Here is a 25,693-nt window from a genome sequence, read left to right as displayed (position 1 = left end):
TATATATCTGGACTACACAGGGGATGGTCATGATCATGAAAGACGATGAATTCGAAAGCGAATAGATGGAGGCTATTTCAACAACGCTCCTGATAGTGGAGAGCTGACACACGGTCCGGTTAGCTTTTACAGGATTGTCATTATCGATGGCGAAATCTATTAAGGAAGATTTGACCAGTGCAGAAGATGTATGTGCTGGACAGTTAGGGTTGTTGCAGGGGACGTGCAGCCAGAACGATGTGCTGCATATTTTGATGCGCAGGCCTGAAGCCAAGGCGCTCCAGTGTGGCGGAAGATACAACTTCATTTGGATCGCCCCAAATAGTGTCGCCAGCTTGTTCCAGTGCATCAATCTCGCCAGTATATGCTTCTGGTTCACCATCAACCAACCGGCATTCAAGACAATCACCATGAACCTGCATGATGTTGAGCTGCACGGAATCATCTTCCGCCATAAGCAACCAAATAAACATTCCGCCTGGGGTCTGATGCGTATCGCTAATCACAGCACCATAATGCTTCATGACCATACGATAGACATGTTGGGAGAGTTTTGCTGCGCGGTAGTCTACGTTAACAAATGCGCTGGTAACCTGTGGAATACGTCCAGGGAAACCGTCTGGAGCTGTCAGACTAAATTCAAGCAAGAAATTGGCGGATACTACATTGCTTTCTACATGGCGCAGATAAAGGCGAGCCTGATCACTGCTGTCATCCTCTAAGATAACTTCGTGTTCAGAATAATCATCATCTATGATATTAGCTAACTTATGATAGTGCTGGCTAAATTCATCGAGATCATCAGGCCAGATAAGATTCTTGTCGTGCGCGTCAATAACTAGTGGTGACATGCCAGTGTGCCGTGCTCATTCCTATGAAAAAATTCTACTGCACGGCGGCTAAGGTCAGCCAAATCAACATCTTTAAATGGGGTTTTGTCTGTCTGCTCAATACAATTTTTACGGCCATCAGCTTCAAATTGCACCACAACTAATGGTGCAATGCGCTCGCGGCGAGCAGCCTTATGCCAGTTCTCATGCACGACAATAAGACGAGGGCGCTTTACACGATCCGTGAAAGAGCGAACTTCAAATTTACCCTGAACGCCGGGTACGCACAAGCTGCCCAGAAGAGCATAGCTATCAGCGATAGTGAATCGAGTATGTGTAATCATATTCACCTCCAGTGTTCAACGTAATCTTTAATATTCATTGTGATACCGAAATTTCTTGCGCTGCAAGCGGTTGTCGGTATTAGCATGATAATAATAGTACACTATTTTGCAACTTTTTTGCTCAGGATTTAGCCGTAAAGCGGTGTACTGCGGGCGGTGAGAAGAGACACGCGATGTAACAAGGGTGGAAGCAACGCCCCGTACAACAATTTTGTACCACAGCATAGTCATGAAATTGACCGGCTTGCGATGTCTGTTCGGGGATCTCTGTATGGTGCGTTCTATCTTACATGAATATGTGTCGATCCCGGTAGAACCTCGCAGGAGTTTTCCTGTAAAGCCTTTGTTTCCTTGTGGGAACTTCAAACAAGCGGGCGTGAAGACGGCAGGAATAATAAAATCAATTTTACCGGGGCTCGGAAATGAAGCGGGAAAGGAATTCAATGAAACTGAGTAAATGGGAGCGCTGCCTGCATGTAGTGGCTGTGGTAGGTTTTATGGGAATAATGCTGGCAACCGTATCCGGACAGGCGGTAAAGAACAGCGATGTCGCTGCATGGCTGTCGATGCTGTTCAATGCTGTTATGGCCGCTGCAGCTGTCGGGGCGTTTCTTACAGCGCGCAAATGGCTACCTCAACTTACCACTCAGGAGGGGTACAAGGAAGCAATCACATTGGTGAATGAGATTTTGCTGCCCCTCGATAAGTGGGAGAGTCTGCACGATTGTCTCTGTCGTATTGATCATTTCAGCAACGAACTACATCAGGGTCGACAGGCACGTGGAAATCCTCAGGCAGAGTTTACTCGTCTTGATACCATTTTGAGTAACCTGGACAAGATACCTGACAGCATCAGACTTCAGCAGGGGAGGCTTGCTACTTACGGGCTCAAAGGTTCAGAGAAATACCAGGCAGAACTGTCCGGTCTGGAGCAAAAATTTCGTGAGCTACTTGCTGCAGCGAAACGTCTGGAAAAACGCCTCAGGGAGGACTTTCCACTTCATGAACAATATAAAAAGGCTCAAAAACTATATGGAGCCTTTAAAACACGTGATCACGAGGCCAGTCTGCAAAAAGCTAAGCAAACGTTGGCAACGAGCGGCGAACGCGTAGCTGAAGCACGTCGCTCATTTGATGAAACCTATGGCCTGCTAACAGAAGTTCATAACCGTTTGTTTCAGGAAGGACCCGGTATTGGCGAATTGTTTGTGCTGCGGAAGTAACCAGCTAAATTCAGTCCCGGACGCACCGGCATTGCGCCCGCAAATGATAAACAGAAAGAAAAAAGAGCAGATAACTGATGCGCCAGAACGGCGTCGCTCGCTGGTGGGTACTTTTGACGCACTCAGCAACCACCGACCCGAGAATAACGGGAAAAACCGTGGGGACCTGGCGGAGCCTCCTACTATGCTCTCGCAGAAAAAGAAACCCTACAGCTAAAAGTCCCCGAAGAAATAGTGCGGTTACAAGGATCTTGTCACTGGCTACCATAAACATCGTTTCAGGTCATTACCTGACACACTAATCTGTGTAAAATCAGAGCTAACCCAATATCATGGAGTGCTCTGCTATGGCTGGCGTGAACAAAACGCACCTGACTGAAACGGATATTATCAGTAAATTTATCCTTCCTGCGGTTAAGGAGGCTGGCTGGGATGATTTGGCTCAGATTCGTCAGGAAGTGAAACTGCGTGATGGCAAAATTGTTGTCCGTGGAAAACTGGCCTCACGTATCAAAGTAAAGTCTGCCGATATCGTTCTGTATCACAAGCCTAACTTGCCATTGGCAGTTATCGAAGCCAAGGCTAACAAGCACGCCATCAGCAAAGGGATGCAGCAGGGACTGGACTACGCTAGCCTGCTCGATGTTCCCTTTGTGTTTGCCTCCAACGGCGATGGGTTCGTCTTCCATGATAAAACCAATCCGCAGCAGCTCGAATCCGAAATTGCCCTCAGCGACTTCCCGACACCTGAACAGCTCTGGCAAAAATACTGTGTCTGGAAAGGATTCACTCAGGCGCAGTTGCCGGTTATCAGCCAGGACTATTTCGACGACGGCAGCGGGAAATCTCCCCGTTACTATCAGATGCAGGCGATCAACCGAACGGTAGATGCCGTATCGGCTGGAAAGAATCGCATTCTGCTGGTTATGGCCACCGGCACAGGAAAAACCTATACCGCTTTTCAGATAATCTGGCGGCTGTGGAAAGCTAAAAACAAAAAACGCATCCTCTTCCTCGCGGACCGCAATATTCTTGTTGATCAAACTAAAAACAATGATTTCCAGCCTTTTGGCGCGGCAATGAGCAAAGTCACCGGACGCACTATCGATCCGGCTTATGAGGTGCATCTGGCGCTGTACCAGGCCATTACCGGGCCGGAGGAGCATCAAAAAGCCTATAAACAGGTTGCCCCGGATTTCTTTGACCTGATTGTGATTGATGAATGCCACCGTGGCAGCGCCTCCGAAGATTCAGCCTGGCGAGAGATTCTGGAATACTTTGGTAGCGCCACTCAGATCGGCCTGACGGCCACGCCAAAAGAAACGGAAGACGTATCTAATATCGACTACTTCGGTGAGCCGGTTTACACCTATTCGCTGAAAGAGGGCATTGAAGACGGTTTCCTCGCGCCTTACAAAGTCGTACGCGTTGATATCGACGTTGACGTGCAGGGCTGGCGCCCCATTAAAGGCCAGCTCGATAAATACGGTGAAGAAATTGAAGACCGTATCTACAACCTGAAAGATTTTGATCGCACGCTGGTGATTGATGAGCGCACCATGCTGGTGGCGCAGACCATCACCGATTACCTGAAACGCACCAATCCGATGGATAAAACCATCGTTTTCTGTAACGACATCGATCACGCCGACCGAATGCGTCATGCGCTGGTAGTACTTAACCCTGAACAGGTGTTGAAGAACGAAAAATACGTGATGAAAATCACCGGCGACGATGATATCGGCAAGGCGCAACTGGATAACTTTATTAACCCTAAAAAAGCTTACCCTGTTATCGCGACAACGTCAGAACTGATGACCACCGGCGTCGATGCCCAGACCTGCAAACTGGTGGTACTGGATCAAAACATCCAGTCGATGACCAAATTTAAACAGATCATCGGGCGCGGCACGCGTATCAACGAAAAGCACGGCAAGCTGTGGTTCACCATTCTCGACTTCAAAAAAGCGACTGAGTTGTTTGCCGACCCACGCTTTGACGGTTTGCCGGAAAAAGTGCTGGTGGTTAAACCCAATGATATTTCTGACAAAGATTCAGACTTCAATGAACAGCTGGATGCGGAAAATAACGCGGATGACGGCGATAGTGATGTTCGTGAAGCGCGGGAAGATGCCGCTGATTACCAGGTCAATCGTGACAAGCATTCCGGCAGCGGTGAATTCCATGACGATGATGAAAACAAAGTCCGCAAATTCTATGTGAATGGTGTGGACGTAAAAGTGCTGGCCAGGCGCGTTCAGTATTACGATTCTGACGGCAAACTGGTGACCGAATCTTTCCAGGATTACACCCGCAAAACGATGCTCAAAGACAGTGATTACGCCTCGCTAGATAGCTTCGTGCGCAAATGGCAGAGTGCGCCACGCAAACAGGTCATCATCGAAGAACTGGAGCAACTTGGGATTCTTTGGGACGTGCTGGCCGAAGAGGTCGGCAAAGATCTCGACCCGTTTGATTTGCTCTGTCATGTGGTGTACGGTCAGCCGCCGTTGACGCGTCAGGAGCGCGCGGCGAATGTGCGTAAGCGTAACTATTTTACGAAATACGCCGAACCGGCGCAGCAGGTGCTCAATACCCTGCTGGATAAATACGCCGATGAAGGCGTGCAGGAAATTGAAGACGTGCAGGTGCTAAAACTGAAACCGTTCGATACGCTCGGCCGTCCGATAGAGATCATCAAAACGCGCTTTGGTGACAAGAAGGCATATGAGCAGGCCGTCAACGAACTGGAAAACGAAATCTACCAGCTACCGCCGCGCTCAGCCTGATAACGGATAAATACATTGCCACTGGCTGCCTTGCTGCCGGTGGCATCCTTTTTTAAGTATGGAAAGAAAACATGTCGATTAGCTCAGTCATTAAATCCCTTCAGGACATTATGCGTAAAGACGCCGGTGTGGACGGCGATGCCCAGCGTCTGGGGCAGCTTTCATGGCTACTGTTTTTGAAGATTTTTGATACCCAGGAAGAAGAGCTCGAACTGGAACAGGATGACTACCAGTTTCCGATCCCGCAGCGCTACTTATGGCGTAGCTGGGCGGCGAACAGCGAGGGCATCACTGGTGATGCGTTGCTGGAATTTGTGAATGACGACCTGTTCCCGACCCTGAAAAATCTCACCGCGCCGATCGATAAAAACCCGCGTGGTTTTGTGGTCAAACAGGCGTTCAGTGATGCCTACAACTACATGAAAAACGGTACGTTGCTGCGCCAGGTGATCAACAAGCTCAATGAAATCGACTTCAGCAGCAGCCAGGAACGCCATCTGTTTGGTGATATCTACGAACAGATCCTGCGCGACCTGCAAAGCGCCGGGAATGCGGGTGAGTTCTATACCCCGCGTGCGGTGACGCGCTTTATGGTCAACCGTATTGATCCGAAACTGGGCGAGTCGATTATGGACCCGGCGTGTGGTACCGGCGGCTTCCTCGCCTGCGCGTTCGACCATGTGAAAGAGCATTACGTCAAAACCACTGAAGACCATAAAACCCTGCAACAGCAGATCTACGGCGTAGAGAAGAAGCAACTTCCGCATCTGTTGTGTACCACCAACATGCTGCTGCACGGTATTGAAGTGCCGGTGCAAATCCGCCATGACAACACGCTGAATAAACCGCTCTCTTCCTGGGATCAGCAGGTCGATGTGATTGTTACCAACCCACCTTTTGGCGGCACTGAAGAAGACGGGATTGAGAAGAACTTCCCGGCAGAAATGCAGACCCGTGAAACCGCTGACTTGTTCCTGCAACTGATTATCGAAGTGCTGGCAGATAAGGGGCGTGCGGCAGTAGTGTTGCCGGACGGCACGCTGTTTGGTGAAGGTGTCAAAACCAAAATTAAAAAGCTGCTCACCGAAGAGTGCAATCTGCACACTATCGTGCGGTTACCGAACGGTGTGTTTAACCCGTACACCGGCATCAAAACCAATATTCTGTTCTTCACCAAAGGTCAGCCAACCAAAGAGGTGTGGTTCTACGAGCATCCGTACCCGGACGGCGTGAAGAACTACAGTAAAACCAAACCGATGAAGTATGAAGAGTTCCAGACTGAAATCGACTGGTGGGGCAGTGAAGCCGACGGTTTTGCCAGCCGCGAAGAGAACAACCAGGCGTGGAAAGTCAGCATCGGCGACATCATTGCCCGCAACTTCAACCTCGATATCAAGAACCCCTACCAGGGGGAAACCATCAGCCACGACCCGGATGAACTGCTGGCGCAGTACCAGAAACAGCAGGCGGAAATCAGCGAGCTTCGTAACCAGTTGCGCGATATTCTTGGCGCAGCTCTGGCAGGTAACAAGGGGGCCAACTGATGACCGTTGAGAAGCTGATCACCGACCATATCGATATCTGGTCCTCTTCACTGCAAACCCGCTCCACCGCCGGGCGTGGCAGTAACGGTAAAATCGACCTCTATGGCATTAAGAAATTGCGCGAGCTGATTCTGGAGCTGGCGGTGCGCGGTAAACTAGTGCCACAGGACCCGAATGATGAACCGGCGTCTGAACTGTTAAAGCGTATTGCCGCAGAGAAAGTGGAGCTGGTTAAGCAGGGTAAAATTAAAAAGCAGAAGCCGCTGCCGGAGATTAGCGAGGATGAGAAGCCGTTTGGATTGCCGGCGGGGTGGGAGTGGGTAAGGCTCATCGATATTATGGCTGATATTCATTATGGATACACAGCTTCTGCGGATGAAACTAAAGAAGTAAAGTTACTGAGAATAACAGACATTCAAGATGATAAAGTTAATTGGGGAACGGTTCCCGGTTGCGACATCAGTGAAAAAATGGTTGAGCAATATAAGTTAAATAACAATGATATTGTTATTGCTCGTACAGGTGGGACTGTAGGAAAATCATATTTGGTTGAGAATATCAATGTTTCTTCAGTATTTGCATCCTATTTAATAAGATTGAAATATCTAAGTCCTATGAAGGCTGGGTTTACAAAAGTATTTTTAGGCAGTCAGCTATATTGGAAGCAACTTTACGATGGAACGTCCGGTACGGGGCAGCCAAATGTAAATGGTAATACTTTGAAGGCAATAATATTACCAATAGCACCTATTAATGAACAGCATAAAGTGATCTCCAAAGTTGATGAACTTATGTCCCTCTGCGACCAACTGGAACAGCAATCTCTGACCAGTCTGGACGCGCACCAGCAGCTGGTAGAAACCCTGCTGTCAACGCTGACCGATAGCCAAAATGCCGAAGAACTCGCCGAAAACTGGGCGCGAATTAACCAGCATTTCGACACATTGTTTACCACCGAAGCGAGTATCGATGCGCTTAAACAAACTATTTTGCAACTGGCGGTCATGGGTAAACTGGTGCCGCAAGATCCTAACGATGAACCGGCATCTGAGCTGCTAAAACGTATTGAGCAGGAAAAAAGTCGATTAGTTGCTAGCTCAAACTTAAAAACCTCTGCGAGCTATGTTATTAATTCTAATGATGCTTATCTGAACATACCTGAAAGTTGGGGGTGGATAAGGCTCGGAAATATTGCTAAGTTCATTGACTATCGAGGGAAAACACCAAATAAAATAAATACTGGCGTCCGTCTCATTACAGCTAAAAACATCAGGAATGGATATATTGATTTGCAACCAGAAGAATTTATATCTGAAAATGACTATGTAGAGTGGATGACTCGAGGTTTCCCTAAGAAGGGTGATTTGCTTTTCACAACAGAAGCACCTTTAGGAAATGCAGCAATCATAGATATAGAAGATAAATTTGCATTAGCACAGAGAGCTATTTGTTTGCAGTGGCATATAGAACAAATCTCTCCCTTTATGCTTTTGCAATTTATGTCCAGTCCTTTCCAAAATCAGCTTGTTGCTAATGCAACAGGTATGACTGCTCTGGGTATTAAAGCCTCAAAGCTGAAAGAAATCCCAGTCGTTGTTCCTCCTTTAGACGAGCAATATTTAATCGTTAAAACTGTCAAAGAGTTATTCACCTTCTGTGATCATCTCAAATCTCGCCTCCAATCCGCCCAGCAAACCCAGCTCAACTTGGCGGATGCGCTCACCGATGCTGCATTAAACTAAGGAACAGACTATGCCGGTTCATCATGCTATCTGGCGGATAGGGGAGAAACCCCAGCCGCTAACTATCAGTAAACTCGCCAGCGAGCAACTGCTGGAGAAGATGATTTTAAATGACCCCACTATTCTCTCCGATCAGTGGATGATCATCGGGCATCAGGAAAATACGCTCGATAAAGGGCGTATCGATCTGCTGGCTATAGCGCCGGATGCCTCGCTGATCCTGATTGAGCTAAAACGCGACCGCACGCCGCGTGAAGTAGTTGCACAAGCACTGGATTACGCCTCATGGGTAGATGACTTGACCGCCGATCGTCTGTCGCAGATTTATGAAAAATTCTCTGGTGACGGAAACCTAGGGGAGGCATTTAAGCAACGCTTTAATGCCGAGCTGGAAGAAGAGTCGCTCAACCAGTCACATCAAATCATTATTGTTGCAGCTGAGCTGGATCCCTCCACCGAGCGCATCGTCGACTACCTGAGCAAGAACGGCATCTCGATTAACGTGCTGTTCTTTAAAGTGTTCCAGCACGGTGATGAACAGTTCTTAAGCCGCGCCTGGCTTATCGACCCGAGCGAAACGCAAACCAATGCCGCACAGGCCACCGCCACAAGTGCCAATGCGAAGGAACCCTGGAACGGTGAGTTTTATGTCTCGTTTGGCGATTCAAACAGTCGCGTCTGGGAAGAGGCGCGCCGCTACGGGTTTATCAGCGCGGGTGGCGGGAGCTGGTACAGCCAGACCTTAAAACAGCTTCAGCCTGGCAACCGCGTCTGGGTGAAAATTCCGGCAACGGGTTACGTCGGCGTCGGTATTGTACAGAGCGCCGTTGAGCCTGCCAGTAGCTTCACCATCAACACTGACGACGGCGAAAAGCGGGCGATGGATTTGCTCAAGTACAGCGAGCTCTATCACCGGAACGCGGATGACCCCGATAAGTCCGAGTATTTTGTCCCTGTGAAGTGGCTGGAAACCCGTAGTGAGCAAGAAGCGGTGAACGAGGTCGGATTCTTTGGTAATCAAAATACGGTCTGCAAACCTACAACGCCGAAATGGCGTCATACCGTGGAAAAATTAAAGCTCTATTTCGAAAAGTGGAATGAGGACTTGTAATGTTGTGGGAATGGTTTTTTCCCGTGTTACATGAACTTAGTATCTCATGATCCTGATCCGAAACCCTGCGTCACTCAGCAACATAGTTTCGGCATGATACTTATTCCCCTGAACGGAGGGGGAGGCGGTGAAAAAATCACCCTTCATCGAAGCGTTGATTGTTTTTACCCTGAAGCAGCTGTTTATCGCGCTAACCCTGACGCCGGTAGAGTACCGGCTGATGACGGAAACGCCGGAAATCGCAAAAAACGCGTGGAACTGACACGGGTGTGCTTACATCATTACTAAGAATTATTAATATTGGCCACTGAAGCTCTGGCAACCAGTCGGCCGGTCACGGATTTATTTTCGTTGATAAACTGCGCATGCCCATCGATCAGCGCGCGGATGCGTTGTATGCAGCGTTCCAGCAATTCGTCGACAGGGTAGGCGATACAGGTTAACGGTGGATAAAGCAACGAGGCAAGAGGTGAGTCTTCCAGGCTGATGATAGATACTTCCTGAGGTACGGCAATATTAAATTCACGCAATAAGCGCATGGCCTCTGCCGCGTAACTGTCTCGCTTGGCGATGATGGCGGTGTAATTAGTAAAGCTATTGATAAGTTTCAACAACGCTTGCTCAATATCGCTGTTCGCCATGACCAGTAACTGGCGATTAAAGGGCAGAGAGTAATTTTGCAATACGCTGCGGTATCCTTCCAGCATTTGCTTACTGGCGGTGTCATCTTCATTATCCACCAGTAACGCAATATTGCGGTGACCTTTGCCCAGTACGTAACGGCAAGCGCTTTCGGTGGCAAAAGCATAGTTATAACCCAGCCCCAGGTTCCCTTTGGTTGAGAACTCATCAAACGCGATGACGTTGCTGGACATCTCGCTGCTGATGTTACCTAAAGTGACGACCGCAGCACACTGGTGCTGCAGATTCTGGATCGCCGTTTTTTGCTCAACAGCGTCATTAACATACTGAATAAGCAGTGATTTATTGAGTGACTTCACGGCCAGCGACAGCCGAGGCAGCAGCGTTGCGCTGAAACTGGCTTCATGAGCAGGCAACACCATACCGATATAGCTTGATGTGTTGCTGGCGAGTGTTTGCGCCGCAAAGCTGGGGCGGTAATCGAGCACTTCGACGGCTTTTAACACGGCTTCACGGCTATCGTCGCGCACACCGCGTGTGCCGGTCAGTACGCGCGAAACCGTGGCACGGGAAACATTGGCTAGCTTGGCAACATCATCAATCGTAGGCATGGTGTTTTCTGAATAGCGATTTTCTCCCAATAATACCATAAATGCAGACAGGTATTAGTCACTTACGCCGTCTCTGTCGCCTTCCCTGCACGTGCAGAGCGCATCACCGGCAGCCAGGCTGCCCCGCGCACACCGCTCGCATCACCAAATTTTGCTTTCATCATGGCGGTGCGGCAGGTTGGAGAGAAAATGTACTTCCCGACAGCAACAGGCAGATCGCGGTACAGCGATTCAACATTTGAAAGCCCGCCGCCAATTACAATCGCGTGGGGATCAAGGGTGTTAATGACGCCGGCAATGCTGCGCGCAAAAGCATCGATAAAATGCTGATAGTGAGCAAGTGCCAGCGTATCGCCCGTTTCTGCGGCGGCAATAATTGATTCAGTACTTAATTGTGTTCCATGTTTCATATTGAAACGGCGGCTAAAACCCGTTCCTGATATAAAACTTTCAATGCAGTTTTCATGCAGACAGTAGCAGTGTTGAACCGGACCATCTTTTTCCGCCGTCCAGCCAGGCAGCGGATTATGACCCCATTCACCGGCAATGGCATTGGGGCCGCTAAGTAATTGGCCGTTTACCACCACGCCACCGCCGCACCCGGTACCGACAATGACGCCAAAGACGGTACCATATCCCTGACCCGCGCCGTCAATGGCTTCTGAGAGGGTAAAGCAGTCGGCGTCATTCGCCAGAAACACCTGCTGACCAAGGCGAAGCGTCAAATTCTGCGCTAAATTTTCGCCATTCAGTACCAGGCAATTACAATTTTTAATAAGTCCGGTACCGGGATCTATTGCGCCAGGCAGCCCAATACCAAGGGTAAATTCACACTGCTGAGTGCTTCTGACGTGCTCAATCATGTCGATAAGATGATCCAGAAAGCCCGGGTAATCTGCTTTCCAGGTTGGTCGGCGTTCACGAAAATGAATATTGCCCTCTTTATCCAGCAATACCGCCTCCATTTTCGTGCCGCCAATATCGAGGCCAAGGTGCAGCATGGTTATTCTCCATTCAAAAAGAAGAGAGGCAGTGCCTCTCTTCAATGCCACATTGCTCAGTGGCGGGTACGGTAAATGTCGATAAGCTCAGTAACCAGTTCTTTCGCAAGGATAGAGGTCATCAGGTGATCCTGTGCATGTACCATTACCAGCGTCATTTTGGTTTTACCTTCACCTTCATCAGCTTCAATAAGCTGGGTCTGTACCAGATGGGCTTCGCGGGCAAAGTGCTGCGCCTGCTGCATCATTTCATCCGCCCTGGCAAAATCGCCTTCTTTAGCGCACTGAAGCGCTTCGTAACACAGGCTTCGCGACTGTCCGGCATTGATGATAATGCCCATCACTTGCTCTTCTAATTCCATAACATCCTCTGACTCGGTGATTACATTTATGCAGTTTCAGACTGGCCTACGCGGCTGGCCGGTTGGTTTTCAGCCGTGTCTTGCTCAAGCAGCTGCTTTTCGTAGGCTTTAAAGAACGGGTAATACATCAGGGTGGCAGTGACCATACAAATCAGGCACATAATCACCGGACTGAAAGCCCAGTTTGCCGCCCAGGAGGCACCGATGGGTGCCGGAGTTGTCCATGGCGTCATCGAGACCACCCTGGCGACCAGTCCAAAGTCGAGCGCGAAGTACGCCAGCGTGGCGTTGACCATTGGCACCAGTACAAACGGAATAAAGAACAGCGGGTTCATAATGATCGGAGCACCAAACAGGATCGGTTCATTGATGTTGAACATGCCCGGTACAATGCCCATCCGACCGATGGTGCGCAGGTGCACGGCTTTACTGCGAATCAACAGCAGCGCAAGGGGCAACGTTGAGCCCACGCCGCCAATCAGCAGATAGTGATCCCAGAAGCCCTGAACATAGATATGTGGAATGGCGGTGCCGGCGGCAATGGCAGCCTGGTTGACGGAGAGGTTTGCCATCCAGAAGGGATTCATAATACCAGTGACGATCAGTGCGCCATGAATACCGGCAAACCAGAGGATCTGGCACACCAGCACGGACAGCAGAATCGCCGGTAATGTATCCGACGCGGCGACCAGCGGTTTCACCAGCGACATGATTGCTTCCGGGATGATCATGCCGAACTGCGCTTCAATAATCAGGTTCAGCGGGTGCAGCGTCAGAACCACGGCCAGTACCGGAATCAGGATTTCGAATGAACGGGCCACCCCGGTCGGCACTTCCGGTGGCAAGCGGATAGTAATGTTGTTGCGGCGCAGCAAGGCGTACAGCTCGGTGGTGTAAATAGCGACCAGCAGCGCGGTAAAAATCCCCTGACCGGAAAAGTACGCCGTGGAGATTTGCCCCTCTTTCAGCGGCGCGGCGATCAGTAAAAACCCCATCAGCGATAACATGCCGGAGGTCAGCGGATCCAGCGCGTGGTGCCGCGCGAGGCTCGCGGCGACACCAACGGAGATAAATATCGTCATGATACCCATGCTGAAATAGTACGGCAGCATCAGATTGGCGCGGTGATCGAGCGAGAATTGCAGCCAGGCGCGTGCAAATCCCCAGCTGGTATCCGGTGAGAAAGGCGGGAAAATAAACACCAGCATAAAAGAGCCGACAATCATAAACGGCAGCGCAAGGATAAAGCCGTCGCGAATGGAGGTTACATATTTTTGCTGGCCGACAGCGCCGGCCAGCGGTGTGATTTTTTGCTCAATCACAGCGATTAATTTCGAGTACAGAGAACTCATGGCGTGTCCCTTATTTTTTATTGTCGATCAGAGAAATGGCAAAATCTAAAACTGCCGCACCCTTTTGCATGCCGTAATCCATCATGTTGATGGGCTCAACGCGGATGCCGTAAGTATTCGCCTTGCTTTGCAGATCCTTCTGCATGTACTTCACCTGCGGCCCAAGAAGAACCACCTCATAATTTCCCACCTGCTGCTCAAACTCCGCGACGCCAAAGGCCTTGATATCAACGTCCAGACCGCGCTTTTCCGCCTCTTCGACCATTTTTTTCACCAGCAAGCTGGTCGACATGCCAGCGGAACAACAAAGCATGATTTTTTTCATGAAAAGACTCCTGACTGAGTGACGAGAATGGGCGCACTATAGATTTATGGATTCAAAACGGAAAGCGCTTTCCGTTTGTGGATGCATTTAATGTGAGCATGATCACCAGTTTGCGGCTTTCACTTTGGATCGATGTAAGCGATGATCCTGCGACTTCATGGCTTAAATAGGTTTCATCATGAACATTCAGTTTATGAATGTGGCTGTCATGCTGATCGAGCAGCGCATTACCCCCTTTGCCAACCTGCTCACGCGCAGCCAGCACATCACCGCAATGCGCGACAGCTTTGCGTTAGCTATGCCTTTCGTGATCGTCGGCAGCCTGATGGTGCCACTGATATTTCCGCCGGTTTCCATCAATTCTTTCTCCTGGTTTGGCGGCTACTATCAACTCCTTCGCCCGATGTTATTACCCACCTTTGAACTGACAATTGGCCTGGTGGCGTTGATCATTGCTTTTGGTGCCAGTGCGAGTCTGGCCAAGCAATATCAGCTTCCGGAAAGGCTCTCCGGGTTGACAGGGTGTCTCTCATTTCTGGTATTTATCGGTTTTAAAACTACGGATAGCAGCAACCTTTTTCTCGGCGGTCTGGGGATTTTTAGCGCCCTGATATCGAGTTTTTACAGCATTGAAGTGATTCGTTTTTTCTACTGCAAAGGCTGGTATATCCGCCTGCCGGATGAAGTGCCGGTGATGACACGCAATGGCTTTCAGCTGCTGGTGCCGTTGCTGGTGGTCATGCTGTCGATAACGGTAGTGAACACCACCTTAAAACTGACCACCGGCATGATCCTGCCAAATCTGATCAGCGAAGCGTTTCGTCCGTTAATTATTGCGTCGGATACGCTGACGGCCATTCTTATCTCATTGATTATTTGTAATTTACTCTGGTTTGTTGGTATCCACGGCGCGCTGATTATTACCGGCATTATGAATCCTTTCTGGATGACCTATCTGTTTGAAAACCAGCAGGCACTGGCCAGCGGGGAGGTAAGGCTTCCACATATTTATCTGCAGGGTTTCTGGGATTTTTATCTGCTGATTGGGGGTATCGGCTCAACGTTACCGCTGATTTTTATGGCGCTGCGCAGCCGTTCCCGGCAACTGAAAAGCGTCGGCAAAATTGGTCTCATTCCTTCGCTGTTTAATATCAACGAGCCGATTTTATTTGGCTTCCCCGTGATCCTTAACCCGATTTTTTTAATCCCCTTTATTTTTGTACCGGTCATCAACGCCTGCATTGCCTGGTATTTAACGCATCTGGGCGTGCTGGATCGCGCCGTGGCGATGCTGCCCTGGTCGATGCCTGCGCCGCTGGGCGCGGCCTGGTCGGCAAACGGCAGCTGGAAAAACATGTTTATGTGCCTGTTCGCTTTCTTCAATTCATGGATGATCTACCGGCCTTTCTTCAGGGTTTATGAAAGCCAGCTGCTGGAGGCGGAAAACAGGTAAATCCTCACGTTGTTTCCCCTGCCAGCGCCAGCATCGCGCTGGCTTTTTTATTTCCCACCGCAATTTATGTGACTTTTATCACGATTTCATAGTCGTTATGGTCGAATTTGTGATTTGATCCGGCAATTATGGAAAGCGCTTTCCGTTTGTGGATGTACTTTTCCTTTTTTGATCCGTAAATTTCCACTCGCGCCAAACCGACGCGCTTTCACTCAAAAAAAGAACAAGGGAAATTATGAACAGATTGAACCGATTATTACCTCTTGCCTTACTCATTAACGCTGCGCTCAGCGGCGTTGCGCAGGCGGATGAGGTCAAGTCCTATGATTTCACGCTGCATGGCTATATTCGCTCCGGCATACTGGCGAACTCCGATGGCAACCGTGTTGATTCCGTGGGGTTGATGCCCGACGGCAAATGGCGCCTCGGTAATGAAGACGACACTAAAATTGAATTAATTCCACAAGTTACCCTGAAAGCTGCCTCCGGTGCAGTGGCAAAAATTCAGGCCAATATCACGCATCAGAGCAAATGTACATCCGACTGGAACTGCCGTGACGACGACGGGCACGACGTGCAATTCCGTGAAGGTTTCGTTGAGCTGAGCAATCTCGACTTTGCACCAGCAATCACCTTCTGGGGCGGTAAACGCTATAGCAGCTCTAACACCTCCAGCCACCAGTTCGACTGGGAATACATTCAGTACAACGGCACCGGTGGTGGTTTCGACAATATGGATCTCGGCTTTGCCCGCTTTGATGCCGGTATTTACGCCTTTTCGCCAACCGATGAAACCAAAGCGTACCCGGTTGATAAAAGCGATCAGGGCTACCCGGATGATTACTCCCTCAATCTGTGGTTCAAGAAAATCGGCGGTACCGGGCTGGATCTGGAATTTATCGGTCATCGTATGAACCGCAATGAAAACCATCCAACCGCTTCCGAAAAAGGCTACGGCATTACCGGGGTCTACAATTTTGATGGTTTCTGGGGGCTGACGGGCGGCTATTCCAAACTGGTTATGCAGTATGGACGCGGGCTGGCGGCGGGCGATTCGCTGGGTAAAAACGGTTGGGGCTGGGCGAATCTTGAAGATACACAGTCGTGGCGCGTGGTGCTCGATAGCATGGCGTCGTTGGGTGCGGTGGATATCTCGACTTTTGCCTACTACCAGAAGGATAAAAATTACCGCTGGTGGACCAGCGATGCCGACGGCTGGGGACGGACAAGCTGGGTGGCCGGTATTCGCCCGTACCACCAGATCACCAAAAACTTCGCCATGCAGTATGAAGTCGGTTACGAGTACCTCGATGATGAGAACTACAAGGGCGTTAACGGTAAAGGAAAAGGCGGTCTGACCAAAGTCACCATCGCGCCAACCCTGACCTTTGATTCCGGTTTCTGGAGCCGCCCGCAGTTGCGCTTCTTCGTCACTTACGCGAAATGGGATAAAGGGGTGTCCGATGCGCTGGACGGCAACTACAACTGGGACACCAACACCATTTCAGCCGGCGGTTACAGCCGCAGCGGTAGCACCGACACCGTGAACTTTGGCGTCCAGGCGGAAGTATGGTTCTAAGGAGAGACAACCATGTGTAAACCGATGCGTAAAGTATTACTGGTGGCGATGCTCTCCCTGCTGGGCAGCGCAGGCGTCATGGCTGCGGAACAGTCGCATTTCGAACATTTCATCACCCGCCAGGGCGGGCAACTGATGGATGGCAACACGGTTTTCCGCTTTGCCGGTATTCACGCCCCGGAACTCCACCGTATTGAAGATGATGCGCGTGGTGTCTGCAAGGCCGATCCGCGCGGCTGGGGGCAGTATTTTAAATGGCCGACCGCCGAAGAGCAGGCAAACTGGATCCGCGCGATGGTGCAAACCGGCGCGAAGGCGCAGCGTGTCTATGTGCTCTCCGTTCAGCAGGAAAATGACGCCGCCTGCGGGCGCGCCACGCATATCCTGGCTCCCGCCACCCCAGACGGAATGCCGCAGTTGAACGAAGAGGCGATGAAAGTCTATGACAACATGATAGCGGAAGCGGATAAGCAGGGGCTGCGTCTGATCCTGCCGTTTATCGACCACTGGTGGTGGTGGGGTGGTCGTGAGCAACTGGCCGCGTTCTATCATGAAAAAGCGGAAGATTTTTACCGTACTGACAGCAAAACCTTCCAGGCGTATCTGGATGTGATTCGTCAGGTGATCACCCGCACCAATACGGTAACCGGGCGCGCCTATTACGATGAAAAGGCGATCATGGCCTGGGAAACGGGCAATGAGCTTGAAGATACCAATGCGGAATTCCTCAAACAAACGGCAGCATGGATCCGCAAATGGGCGCCGCACCAGCTCATTATCGACGGCACCTATAAGAAGATAAATGCCTTTGCGCTGAGCGATCCGAATATCGATATCGTCAGCAACCATTATTACACCAATGCCGGGAACAACCATCCCGATCAGGTACGCAAAGACCTGCAAGCGATAGGCGGTAAGAAGGCGTATCTGGTCGGGGAGTTCGGGCTGCTCGATCAGGCGCAACTTAACGACATTATGCAGTCGATTGTGCACAGCGAGGTCAATGGCGCGCAGGCGGCAGGCGGTTTTATCTGGGGCTTTCGCGGTCATCGTCATGATGGCGGATTTTACTGGCACAAAGAGTTCACCGGGCACTATAGCTACCATCTACCGGGCTTTCCGGTAGAGGGCAAAGCCAACCAGGAAACGGCAGTGGTGGCTCTGGTACGCAAGGCATCTGCGCAACTTGCCGGTTCAGATAAGGTTCCACCGTTACCGGTGCCGGATGCGCCGCGCCTGCGGGAAACCGACTCACCTTTTGCCATCAACTGGATGGGGTCGCCCGTCGGGCGTTACTACGATGTTGAACGCGCCACGTCAGCCTCAGGCCCGTGGGCACTTGCCGGTAAAGATATCTCAGACGGCGTAAACGAGTGGGATCCGGCGACGATGGATCTGTTCCGCGATGATTATCGCAGTCTTCAATTGGGGAAAACCTATTACTACCGCGTGATCGCCAAAAACGAGAGCGGGGCGTCAGCGCCGTCGAATGTGATCAGCGTGCAACACCACCAGCAGAACAACGCGCCGGTGGTGACAGTGAGTGAACCGCTCACCACAACACAGGACAAAGGTGTGCTGCTGAAAGCGGCCTGGACAGACGACAATCTTCCCGATCGTCACGTCGCGCAGCAGTGGAGCGCTGATGACAACGAAAAGGTACATTTCTGCGATGCGGCTAAAGCTGAAACGCGGGCGTGGTTCTCTGCGCCTGGCAGCTATACCCTGGCTTTTACGGCTAATGATGGCCTGCTAAGCAGCAGCAAAACTGTCCGCGTCACGGTGAAGAAAGCCACCGGTAAATCCCCTGCCGACTACTGCACGTTTGGCGGCGGTGTGCTGGATGTCAGCAAAGGCAAACTGGCAGTGGCAAAGGCCAGTGAAAACCCGCTTGCCATTGGTAATGACGGTTTTCTCGGCCCGTTCGCTAATGACGGTGATAGCGTGAGCTGGCAGGTGAATGTCCCCTGGGAAGGGCAGTTTGCGCTGCGGGTGACATTCAACGGCAAATGGGGCGCTAAAAAGAATTCGTTTGTGGTGAACGGCGGCGCACCGATCCCGGTGGAATTCCCGCAGACCGATGAAAAAGGCCAGCAATTAGTCGTTCCGGTCACGCTGAAAGCGGGGGCAAATACCATCAGCTTCGGCAAGTTCCCCGGCGACTGGGGCTACCTGTTTATCAAATCCATTGAAGTCACCACCGAATAACCATTTCGCTGCGCCGTACCGGCGCAGCTTTTTCAAGGAGGCGTTATGACCCGGTATTCATTCCCGGCAGGTTTTTTATGGGGTGCGGCGGCATCCGGACCGCAAACGGAAGGTGTAGAGGGGAAACCCCATCGTTCCATCTGGGACAGCTGGTTCGCTGAACAGCCGGAACGTTTTTTTCAGCAAACGGGGCCGCAAACCGTATGCGAAACCTATCGTAAATATCCGCAGGATGTTGCGCTGATGAAGTCACTCGGCTTCAACTCGTTTCGCACCTCAATTCAGTGGACGCGCCTGATCGCCGATTTTGAAACAGGCGAGCCGGATGCGGATGCTGTGCGTTTTTATCATGCCTATCTCGATGAGATGATCGCCAGTGGCATTGAGCCGATGATCAACCTGTATCACTTTGATATGCCCGAAGCCTTGCAGAAAAAGTATGGCGGGTTCGAATCCGCGCACGTAGTGGAGTTGTTTGCCCGCTTTGCGCGTACGGCATTCAGTCTGTTTGGCCATAAAGTGAAGTACTGGATCACCTTCAACGAACCTATTGTGCCGGTTGAAGGAGGGTATCTGTATGATTTCCACTATCCGTGCAAAAAAGACGGCAAGCTGGCGGCACAGGTGGCGTTTAACATCATGCTGGCACACGCAAAAGCAGTGCAGGTTTACCGCGAGATGGAACCCGGTGGCGAGATTGGTGTAGTGCTGAATCTGACGCCGTCTTACACCCGCAATGATTCCGAAGCAGATAAAAAAGCAGCCGAGTATGCCGATTTGCTGTTTAATCGCAGTTTTCTCGATCCGCTGGTCAAACATGAATTCCCGAAAGCGTTATGCGAAATTCTGGCGGCCAACAAATGCCTGCCGGAAGTCGCCAAAGCGGATGTTGATCTGATTACCTCATCGCGCATCGATTTTCTCGGCGTGAACTATTACGTGCCCCGGCGCGTAAAAGCGCGGGAAAGCGACTATACGCTTGATTACTTCACGCCAGAACTTTATTTCGAAAACTACGTTAACCCGCACGGGCGTTTTAACCCTTACCGTGATAACAACGAAATTCTGCCACAGGCAATTTATGACATCGCCGCGAATATCCGCGACAACTACGGCAACATTAAATGGTATCTGGCAGAAATTGGTATTGCCATGGATCTGGAATCCGAAGGCCCGGTGCAGGCCGATGGCGTGATTGATGATCATTTCCGCATAGGCTTGATGCAGGAACATTTAATCGAGTTACATCGGGCTATTGCCGATGGCGCGAATTGCTTTGGCGTACATCAGTGGACTTTTATTGATAACTGGTCGTGGATTAATTCCTTCAAGCGCCGCTATGGTTTCTATCGACTTGATCTGCAAACCGGCGAGCGGCATATCAAGCGCAACGGATTATGGTTTGCATCGCTGGCGAAAACCAACCAGTTCACCACTGAGGATTGACCCCATGAGCCACTGTTTCTATCCGCTGGTCAATGTGGTGAAAAACTACGCGTGGGGAAGCCGTTCGGCGCTGAATGCGCGTTTTCACATTCCAAACCCTGACAATCAACCGCAGGCAGAATTGTGGATGGGCGTACATCCGGCCGGTATTTCCCAGATTATCTGCGAAGAAGGCTCCTGCTCCCTGGCGGAACTGATTGCCGGGGATAAAACGGCCATGCTCGGCAGCCGCGTGGCCGGGCAATTCGGCGATCTACCTTATTTGCTGAAAATCCTTGCCGCTGAACGGGCGTTATCGATTCAGGTGCACCCACAAAAAGCGCAGGCGCAGGCGGGTTTCCATCGTCAGCAAAATAATCCGCCAGATTATAATGACGACAATCATAAACCGGAGCTGGTTTATGCCATTACGCCGTTTATGGCGATGAATGGTTTTCGCCAGCCGGCGGAGATTGTACGCAATTTTAAAAAGCTGGGTATTGCTTCGCTGGAAGCGACGTTAAATCCATTAGCGTTGCACCCTTGCACGGAAACGATGCAGGCGTTTTTTGTTTCATTGATGCAACTGCCGCAGGATGAAAAGCAGAAAGCATTTACACGTCTGTTCGATGAAGTTGAGTCATTATATGACGCCAACCTGGCGTCATTTATTTTTCGTCTGCGTCAGCATTATCCGGATGATATTGGCCTGTTCGCACCGCTGTTTCTCAACTGCCTGACGCTGCAACCAGGCGAGGCGATGTTTCTTTCGCCTGGCACGTTGCATGCCTATGTGCAGGGAGTGGCCGTCGAGGTGATGGCCAGTTCCGATAACGTACTGAGAGCAGGGTTAACGGACAAAAATATAAACCTTGCAGAGTTGGTTGCCTGTACCGTTTTTGAACCTATCAGTGAGGAGCAATTACGGATGGCACCGGCAAAACACGCCGGGTGGCAGCAGTATGATGTTCCGGTTGAGGATTTCTGTTTTGATGTATATAGCCATGTAAACAATCTTGCTATGCAGACTACCAGCGCGGAAATCGTATTTGTCATTGATGGACAAGCTGCATTACACCACGCATCGGGTGAAGTATTGACGCTGAACGCCGGGCAAGCCGCCTTTATTCCCGCATTGACGCGGGACTGGACGCTGAGCGTTAGCGGGGCGCTATGCCGCGTTTACGTATGATTTGAGTTTTCGGTTGATTTTAACAACGTGTTGGGCAGGGTTTTCATAACCTGCCCATTATCGTGACCAGAATGAAGTAATGGTTTCGCCGGGCTTAATTCAAAGGAGTCGTAGTGATTAGGGGGCAGGGTCAAAAACCGACATAACTCACTGACCGTTGTATCTAATACTGGGGGCAGGTCAGTCATCTCAAATCTTTACTTATTCCCGTTTCTCCTCTCAATGAGCAAAGTCGAATTGTTGCAAGAGTCTCTGAACTTCTGTCCCTCTGCGACCAACCAGAACAACAATCTCTGACCAGTCTAGATGCGCATTCTCAACTTGTCGAAACACTGCTGGCAACGCTCACCAATAGCCAGAACGCGGAAGAATTAGCTGAAAACTGGGCGCGAATCATTTGTTAGCAAACAGGCTTTCAAGCAAATTTTGTGTGCCTAATGATTTGTTATTTTTTTGATCAATATGTTTTTGATAATCACTAATGATTTCATCAATCATTTGATGCATATCAGTTATTGATTTTTGCATGTATGATTCAACCTGAGGGAAAGTTAGCATGAATTTTTCTAATTTTATTGCGTTATCGTTCATTTTATGATAGTCAGGTTCCAGATGTGGTTTTAATTCATCGAACTTGTCGGAAATCTCTTTTTGTTTATCTCTCAGGAAGTTCATTACGCAAGTCAGAGGGCCATTCAAAGAAGCTTTGAATAGTGTAAATTTATAGAGTTCGTCAATAGCTTCAAATCTAAATCCATCATATGGAGGAGTTCTGGTAATGCCGGAAAAAATTTTGTCCTTTCTCGAATTTGGCATTAGGCTAGCATCATGAAGGTAAAACTTCAAATCATCTAAGGTAGGATAAATCGGTTCTCCGCAGTCCGAGTAAAAGTCACATTCTTTCAATTGGGGGGCAATGAAAAGAGAGTAATAAGAATAGGGGGATAGACATTTGCACATATATGCAAAGTTTTCTTCAATGTGATATTTCTGCATACTATCCCAAAATAGCTTTTGGTTTTTATAATCACTCTTTGCTATGTATTTTGCGGAATAATAGTCCTGTATCGACTTGTGGATGAATGTAAAGTTTGTGTATCCATCAGCTATTACAAGATTGGTAATATACATAATGTCTTGCATTATATCCTTTTCTTTCTCTGCTTCCTTACCTATGCTTTGCTTCGCCTGCTTAAAAATATCTAACATATCAGCTTCAGTAAAATCAACTTTTTCTTGCATGAAAGTTACGAAGCAAAATATCGTGAAACACTCTTCGAGTTCTAAATCACTTAGTTGACTCTTTCTTTTTCGAGTAAAAACTTTATTAAAATCATGTTTATATGCCAGTGATTTAAAAAGAGAGTCATAATAATTTGTGATATTATCTGGGTTCTGATTTAGGCTCATGCATGTAACTATAAATATATCAATCAAAATTGGCGTTTTAATAGAATCGCGCAAAAAATCTTTGTTTTTCAGAAGGTTTACTAACTGTTCAGATGTTTCTTTATTATCTATGCTTTGTCTTAGAATCTTATTAACATCTTCCATTCTTAAATACGAAAGGTTGTATACTACAAAACCCGGAACCTTGCAAAGCTCAGTATCGGGCCGGGTAGAACATACTATGTTACATTTCCATCGATAGTTACATTCTTCAAGCACCTGAACTGCGTGTTGCCTATGCTCGTATGGAATTTCATCAAAACCATCAAAATATATTCGTACATTTACGTTAGTAATAAAATCCTTTACAGCTTGTTCATCACACTCAACTCCATTTGTAATTAAGTGTTTATTCAATATTTGAATTAAACCAATCTCTTTTGAGAAATCAATACTTCGTAGAGATATAAAAAATGGAAAACATGCATTTTTATTTAACTCTTCAAGATACATTTTTTTCATTGTAATGGTTTTGCCTTGACCAGCAACACCTATCAGACATATCGGCGTGTGGTTAGGCAAAGTAGTGCAATCCTGTATAACAGTTTTTCGTTTTCCACTATCTCTGATTGTTAATGGATAATAAATTTGATCTAAATAAACATCTTTATCACCTGAGATAATAGTTCTGAACGTAAATATTCTTTTAATAATGTTATTTGAGTAGTCATTTTCACTAGCTAACAATGAGTTGTATAGCTTTAGTTTTCTCAGTTGTATTTTAGTTTTTTTTATCAAAAAACTTCCAGTCTCCTCGCCAAATTTTTTGATTAATCCTGTGATAAAAGGGGCTGTTAAAATTGTTTCAGCAAACATCATCCATCTCCATTAATACTACAATAGTATGAACATACTATGGGTAATTCAAAAAAAAGAAAACCTAGTTGTTGATCAACATAGTTGATTTTCTTTCTACTTACTAAAATGTACCTTTGAAAAAGTAGAGAAAATGAGATACGCTTGAGTAGACCATTCGGCCACAGATTTTGCACAGCACGCCGGTGTGTTTCGCCCGGTCTTGCTGCCCGGTTATGACAAAAACGATGCAGGTTCACAATGCCCACATTAACTGATACCGAAAGCAATCAGCCTGCCCGGCATCCGGTGAATGTGCCCGGCGAAGCCAAATCGCCTGCTCTTTATAGTGACACTGTCACGAAAGTTAATCCCGCGCAGGCGTACCTGCTATCGCTGAATTCCGTCCGCAGCCGGCAAACCATGACCTCCTTCCTCAATATCGTGGCGCGCATTCTCGGTGCCAGCGATCTGACTGACTGCAACTGGGCAGAACTGCGCCGTCATCATGTACTTGCACTGATAGAGTTACTGCGAGATACGGGACTGGCAGTAGCCACGGTCAACACCTACCTTTCGGCACTGCGCGGCGTGGCGATGGAAGCCTGGATGCTGAAACTGATGTATGTTGATGATTATCAGCACATCCGTGCTGTACGTTCCGTCCGAGGTAGCACGCTGCCGCGCGGTCGGGCATTGTCACGTGAGGAGATACGAAGATTGTTCGCTATGTGTGAAGCCGACCGCAGCAGCAAAGGCGTCAGGGATGCGGCACTTCTGGCGGTGATCCTTGGCTGCGGCCTGCGCCGATCAGAGGCGGTGGCGCTGAGCTATGAAGATATTCTCCCCGGTGAGCGCGCATTAAAAGTGCTTGGCAAAGGTAACAAGGAAAGGCTGGCCTATGTCCCGGCCGGAGCCTGGCAACGACTGATGTTGTGGACCGATCAGATTCGTGGCGAGCATCCCGGGCCTCTGTTCACCCGTATCCGCCGGCATGACTTTCTGACAGAAGAACGCCTGACCGACCAGGCGGTGTACCATATCCTGCAGGTGCGTCAGCAAGAGGCCGATCTCGACAAGTGCGCGCCCCATGATCTCAGAAGAACCTTCGCAACGGCGCTGCTCGATAATGGTGAGGACTTAATTACGGTCAAGGATGCAATGGGACATGCCAGCGTCACCACCACGCAGAAGTATGACCGGCGCGGTGAAGATAAACTGCGCAAGGCCAGGGATAAAATTGATTTTGATTGAAAAATTCAACCCTAAGGGCTTGTGGGTATCAAAAATTTTGCGCTGAAATCTGCCATTTGCTTTCCTTGCTGTCACGCCAGGCATGCCATCCAGGCGGCAATCCAGCAAGATCTACAATAGAGGGATCAAGGTCAACGATATTCTTCAAGCTGACCAATATAGCATCATCCTGCGTAACTGGTTCAGGCTGATCCGTATGAAATTGCCAGCCTCCATCATCAAGATCATGTGAAACGTAGGCAATCCAATCACCTTTAAGGATAATTGCCTTGTTCACAATTACGGCTAAATTTGGCGGATCATTAAATTGCCATTTCGCTGCGGTCATTCCCGATACCTCATTTGTTTGATTTTTCTCTATTCTGTTCGCGAGACAGAACCTGCGCGTTACTATAACTGTTCGTACCTGGTGAGACATCCGGATCTCTTATCTGACTTGGCATCCACATTCGGAAGGGATCA

At 49.2% G+C, this 25,693-nt stretch carries 21 protein-coding genes and 1 pseudogene; 13 read left to right on the top strand and 9 right to left on the bottom strand.

What is annotated here, in order from left to right; all coding sequences use genetic code 11:
- Positions 1–203: 203 nt before the first annotated feature.
- On the bottom strand, positions 204–851 hold the full coding sequence (locus M8Q36_RS25045) for a hypothetical protein (protein ID WP_249882951.1): 648 nt from the start codon (positions 849–851) through the stop codon (positions 204–206).
- The gene (locus M8Q36_RS25040; RefSeq protein WP_249882950.1) at positions 839–1,174 is read right to left on the bottom strand and encodes a hypothetical protein; all 336 of its coding nucleotides are present in this window, start codon (positions 1,172–1,174) and stop codon (positions 839–841) included. The genes M8Q36_RS25045 and M8Q36_RS25040 overlap by 13 nt, the downstream gene beginning before the upstream one ends.
- A 443-nt stretch (positions 1,175–1,617) precedes the next feature.
- On the opposite strand from M8Q36_RS25040, the gene M8Q36_RS25035 reads away from it, so the two are divergent.
- The 6 genes from M8Q36_RS25035 (at position 1,618) to M8Q36_RS25500 (ending at position 9,845) form a co-directional block, all read left to right on the top strand.
- Complete coding sequence (locus tag M8Q36_RS25035; protein ID WP_249882949.1) at positions 1,618–2,397, top strand: hypothetical protein; 780 nt, start codon at positions 1,618–1,620, stop codon at positions 2,395–2,397.
- A gap of 347 nt (positions 2,398–2,744) precedes the next feature.
- The gene (hsdR, locus tag M8Q36_RS25030; protein ID WP_249882948.1) at positions 2,745–5,186 is read left to right on the top strand and encodes an EcoAI/FtnUII family type I restriction enzme subunit R; all 2,442 of its coding nucleotides are present in this window, start codon (positions 2,745–2,747) and stop codon (positions 5,184–5,186) included.
- A gap of 71 nt (positions 5,187–5,257) precedes the next feature.
- The gene (locus tag M8Q36_RS25025) at positions 5,258–6,730 is read left to right on the top strand and encodes an N-6 DNA methylase (RefSeq protein WP_249882947.1); all 1,473 of its coding nucleotides are present in this window, start codon (positions 5,258–5,260) and stop codon (positions 6,728–6,730) included.
- On the top strand, positions 6,730–8,472 hold the full coding sequence (locus M8Q36_RS25020; protein ID WP_249882946.1) for a restriction endonuclease subunit S: 1,743 nt from the start codon (positions 6,730–6,732) through the stop codon (positions 8,470–8,472). The genes M8Q36_RS25025 and M8Q36_RS25020 overlap by 1 nt, the downstream gene beginning before the upstream one ends.
- Positions 8,473–8,482: 10 nt before the next feature.
- Positions 8,483–9,583 carry a DUF8606 domain-containing protein gene (locus M8Q36_RS25015; protein ID WP_249882945.1) on the top strand — a complete coding sequence of 367 codons (1,101 nt, stop codon included), beginning with the start codon at positions 8,483–8,485 and terminating at the stop codon, positions 9,581–9,583.
- A gap of 127 nt (positions 9,584–9,710) precedes the next feature.
- A complete protein-coding gene (locus tag M8Q36_RS25500; RefSeq protein ID WP_283946139.1) occupies positions 9,711–9,845 on the top strand; it encodes a hypothetical protein in 135 nt (44 codons plus the stop codon).
- 22 nt (positions 9,846–9,867) lie between these two features.
- On the opposite strand, the gene M8Q36_RS25010 is transcribed toward M8Q36_RS25500, so the two are convergent.
- From M8Q36_RS25010 to M8Q36_RS24990, 5 genes are all read right to left on the bottom strand, one after another.
- Positions 9,868–10,836, bottom strand: a complete 969-nt coding sequence (locus M8Q36_RS25010) for a LacI family DNA-binding transcriptional regulator (protein WP_249882944.1) — start codon at positions 10,834–10,836, stop codon at positions 9,868–9,870.
- 62 nt (positions 10,837–10,898) lie between these two features.
- The gene (locus M8Q36_RS25005) at positions 10,899–11,837 is read right to left on the bottom strand and encodes an ROK family protein (protein ID WP_249882943.1); all 939 of its coding nucleotides are present in this window, start codon (positions 11,835–11,837) and stop codon (positions 10,899–10,901) included.
- Between the two features lie 56 nt (positions 11,838–11,893).
- Positions 11,894–12,220 (bottom strand): PTS N,N'-diacetylchitobiose transporter subunit IIA, encoded by a 327-nt coding sequence (gene chbA / locus M8Q36_RS25000; protein ID WP_349654615.1) that lies wholly within the window; start codon positions 12,218–12,220, stop codon positions 11,894–11,896.
- A 5-nt stretch (positions 12,221–12,225) separates the two neighbouring features.
- Positions 12,226–13,551, bottom strand: coding sequence for a PTS sugar transporter subunit IIC (locus M8Q36_RS24995; protein WP_249882941.1), 1,326 nt, complete (start codon positions 13,549–13,551; stop codon positions 12,226–12,228).
- 10 nt (positions 13,552–13,561) lie between these two features.
- Positions 13,562–13,876, bottom strand: coding sequence for a PTS sugar transporter subunit IIB (locus M8Q36_RS24990; RefSeq protein WP_249882940.1), 315 nt, complete (start codon positions 13,874–13,876; stop codon positions 13,562–13,564).
- 178 nt (positions 13,877–14,054) lie between these two features.
- Here M8Q36_RS24990 and M8Q36_RS24985 point away from each other — a divergent pair, with 178 nt between their 5' ends.
- The 6 genes and pseudogenes from M8Q36_RS24985 to M8Q36_RS24960 form a co-directional block, all read left to right on the top strand.
- Positions 14,055–15,329 carry a PTS sugar transporter subunit IIC gene (locus M8Q36_RS24985; RefSeq protein ID WP_249882939.1) on the top strand — a complete coding sequence of 425 codons (1,275 nt, stop codon included), beginning with the start codon at positions 14,055–14,057 and terminating at the stop codon, positions 15,327–15,329.
- Between the two features lie 235 nt (positions 15,330–15,564).
- The gene (locus M8Q36_RS24980; RefSeq protein WP_249882938.1) at positions 15,565–16,908 is read left to right on the top strand and encodes a maltoporin; all 1,344 of its coding nucleotides are present in this window, start codon (positions 15,565–15,567) and stop codon (positions 16,906–16,908) included.
- Positions 16,909–16,920: 12 nt separating this feature from the next.
- Complete coding sequence (locus M8Q36_RS24975; protein WP_249882937.1) at positions 16,921–19,116, top strand: CBM35 domain-containing protein; 2,196 nt, start codon at positions 16,921–16,923, stop codon at positions 19,114–19,116.
- A gap of 45 nt (positions 19,117–19,161) precedes the next feature.
- The gene (locus M8Q36_RS24970) at positions 19,162–20,562 is read left to right on the top strand and encodes a glycoside hydrolase family 1 protein (RefSeq protein WP_249882936.1); all 1,401 of its coding nucleotides are present in this window, start codon (positions 19,162–19,164) and stop codon (positions 20,560–20,562) included.
- A 4-nt stretch (positions 20,563–20,566) separates the two neighbouring features.
- Positions 20,567–21,733, top strand: a complete 1,167-nt coding sequence (gene manA, locus M8Q36_RS24965; RefSeq protein ID WP_249882935.1) for a mannose-6-phosphate isomerase, class I — start codon at positions 20,567–20,569, stop codon at positions 21,731–21,733.
- 203 nt (positions 21,734–21,936) lie between these two features.
- Positions 21,937–22,128 (top strand): annotated as a pseudogene (locus tag M8Q36_RS24960) (restriction endonuclease subunit S); the annotation flags it as partial.
- Here the strand turns inward: M8Q36_RS24960 and M8Q36_RS24955 are convergent.
- Positions 22,127–23,998 (bottom strand): NACHT domain-containing protein, encoded by a 1,872-nt coding sequence (locus tag M8Q36_RS24955; protein WP_283946146.1) that lies wholly within the window; start codon positions 23,996–23,998, stop codon positions 22,127–22,129. The pseudogene M8Q36_RS24960 and the gene M8Q36_RS24955 overlap by 2 nt on opposite strands.
- Before the next feature lie 240 nt (positions 23,999–24,238).
- On the opposite strand from M8Q36_RS24955, the gene M8Q36_RS24950 reads away from it, so the two are divergent.
- Complete coding sequence (locus M8Q36_RS24950) at positions 24,239–25,231, top strand: tyrosine-type recombinase/integrase (protein ID WP_249882934.1); 993 nt, start codon at positions 24,239–24,241, stop codon at positions 25,229–25,231.
- A 28-nt stretch (positions 25,232–25,259) separates the two neighbouring features.
- Here M8Q36_RS24950 and M8Q36_RS24945 read toward each other — a convergent pair whose 3' ends face one another.
- A complete protein-coding gene (locus M8Q36_RS24945; protein WP_249882933.1) occupies positions 25,260–25,559 on the bottom strand; it encodes a deoxyguanosinetriphosphate triphosphohydrolase family protein in 300 nt (99 codons plus the stop codon).
- Positions 25,560–25,693: the final 134 nt, after the last annotated feature.

It is taken from the genome of Kosakonia sp. R1.Fl (assembly GCF_023516815.1).
In the GTDB taxonomy this organism is placed as follows: Bacteria; Pseudomonadota; Gammaproteobacteria; order Enterobacterales; family Enterobacteriaceae; genus Kosakonia.
This window is presented reverse-complemented; position numbering and strand designations above follow the sequence as displayed.

Excerpts from the sequence above, each read along its gene's own strand:
- M8Q36_RS25045 (WP_249882951.1), bottom strand. The coding sequence starts at position 851 with ATGTCACCACTAGTTATTGACGCGCACGACAAGAATCTTATCTGGCCT.
- M8Q36_RS25040 (WP_249882950.1), bottom strand. The coding sequence starts at position 1,174 with ATGATTACACATACTCGATTCACTATCGCTGATAGCTATGCTCTTCTG.
- M8Q36_RS25035 (WP_249882949.1), top strand. The coding sequence starts at position 1,618 with ATGAAACTGAGTAAATGGGAGCGCTGCCTGCATGTAGTGGCTGTGGTA.
- hsdR (WP_249882948.1), top strand. The coding sequence starts at position 2,745 with ATGGCTGGCGTGAACAAAACGCACCTGACTGAAACGGATATTATCAGT.
- M8Q36_RS25025 (WP_249882947.1), top strand. The coding sequence starts at position 5,258 with ATGTCGATTAGCTCAGTCATTAAATCCCTTCAGGACATTATGCGTAAA.
- M8Q36_RS25020 (WP_249882946.1), top strand. The coding sequence starts at position 6,730 with ATGACCGTTGAGAAGCTGATCACCGACCATATCGATATCTGGTCCTCT.
- M8Q36_RS25015 (WP_249882945.1), top strand. The coding sequence starts at position 8,483 with ATGCCGGTTCATCATGCTATCTGGCGGATAGGGGAGAAACCCCAGCCG.
- M8Q36_RS25010 (WP_249882944.1), bottom strand. The coding sequence starts at position 10,836 with ATGCCTACGATTGATGATGTTGCCAAGCTAGCCAATGTTTCCCGTGCC.
- M8Q36_RS25005 (WP_249882943.1), bottom strand. The coding sequence starts at position 11,837 with ATGCTGCACCTTGGCCTCGATATTGGCGGCACGAAAATGGAGGCGGTA.
- M8Q36_RS24995 (WP_249882941.1), bottom strand. The coding sequence starts at position 13,551 with ATGAGTTCTCTGTACTCGAAATTAATCGCTGTGATTGAGCAAAAAATC.
- M8Q36_RS24990 (WP_249882940.1), bottom strand. The coding sequence starts at position 13,876 with ATGAAAAAAATCATGCTTTGTTGTTCCGCTGGCATGTCGACCAGCTTG.
- M8Q36_RS24985 (WP_249882939.1), top strand. The coding sequence starts at position 14,055 with ATGAACATTCAGTTTATGAATGTGGCTGTCATGCTGATCGAGCAGCGC.
- M8Q36_RS24980 (WP_249882938.1), top strand. The coding sequence starts at position 15,565 with ATGAACAGATTGAACCGATTATTACCTCTTGCCTTACTCATTAACGCT.
- M8Q36_RS24975 (WP_249882937.1), top strand. The coding sequence starts at position 16,921 with ATGTGTAAACCGATGCGTAAAGTATTACTGGTGGCGATGCTCTCCCTG.
- M8Q36_RS24970 (WP_249882936.1), top strand. The coding sequence starts at position 19,162 with ATGACCCGGTATTCATTCCCGGCAGGTTTTTTATGGGGTGCGGCGGCA.
- manA (WP_249882935.1), top strand. The coding sequence starts at position 20,567 with ATGAGCCACTGTTTCTATCCGCTGGTCAATGTGGTGAAAAACTACGCG.
- M8Q36_RS24955 (WP_283946146.1), bottom strand. The coding sequence starts at position 23,998 with ATGTTTGCTGAAACAATTTTAACAGCCCCTTTTATCACAGGATTAATC.
- M8Q36_RS24950 (WP_249882934.1), top strand. The coding sequence starts at position 24,239 with ATGCCCACATTAACTGATACCGAAAGCAATCAGCCTGCCCGGCATCCG.
- M8Q36_RS24945 (WP_249882933.1), bottom strand. The coding sequence starts at position 25,559 with ATGACCGCAGCGAAATGGCAATTTAATGATCCGCCAAATTTAGCCGTA.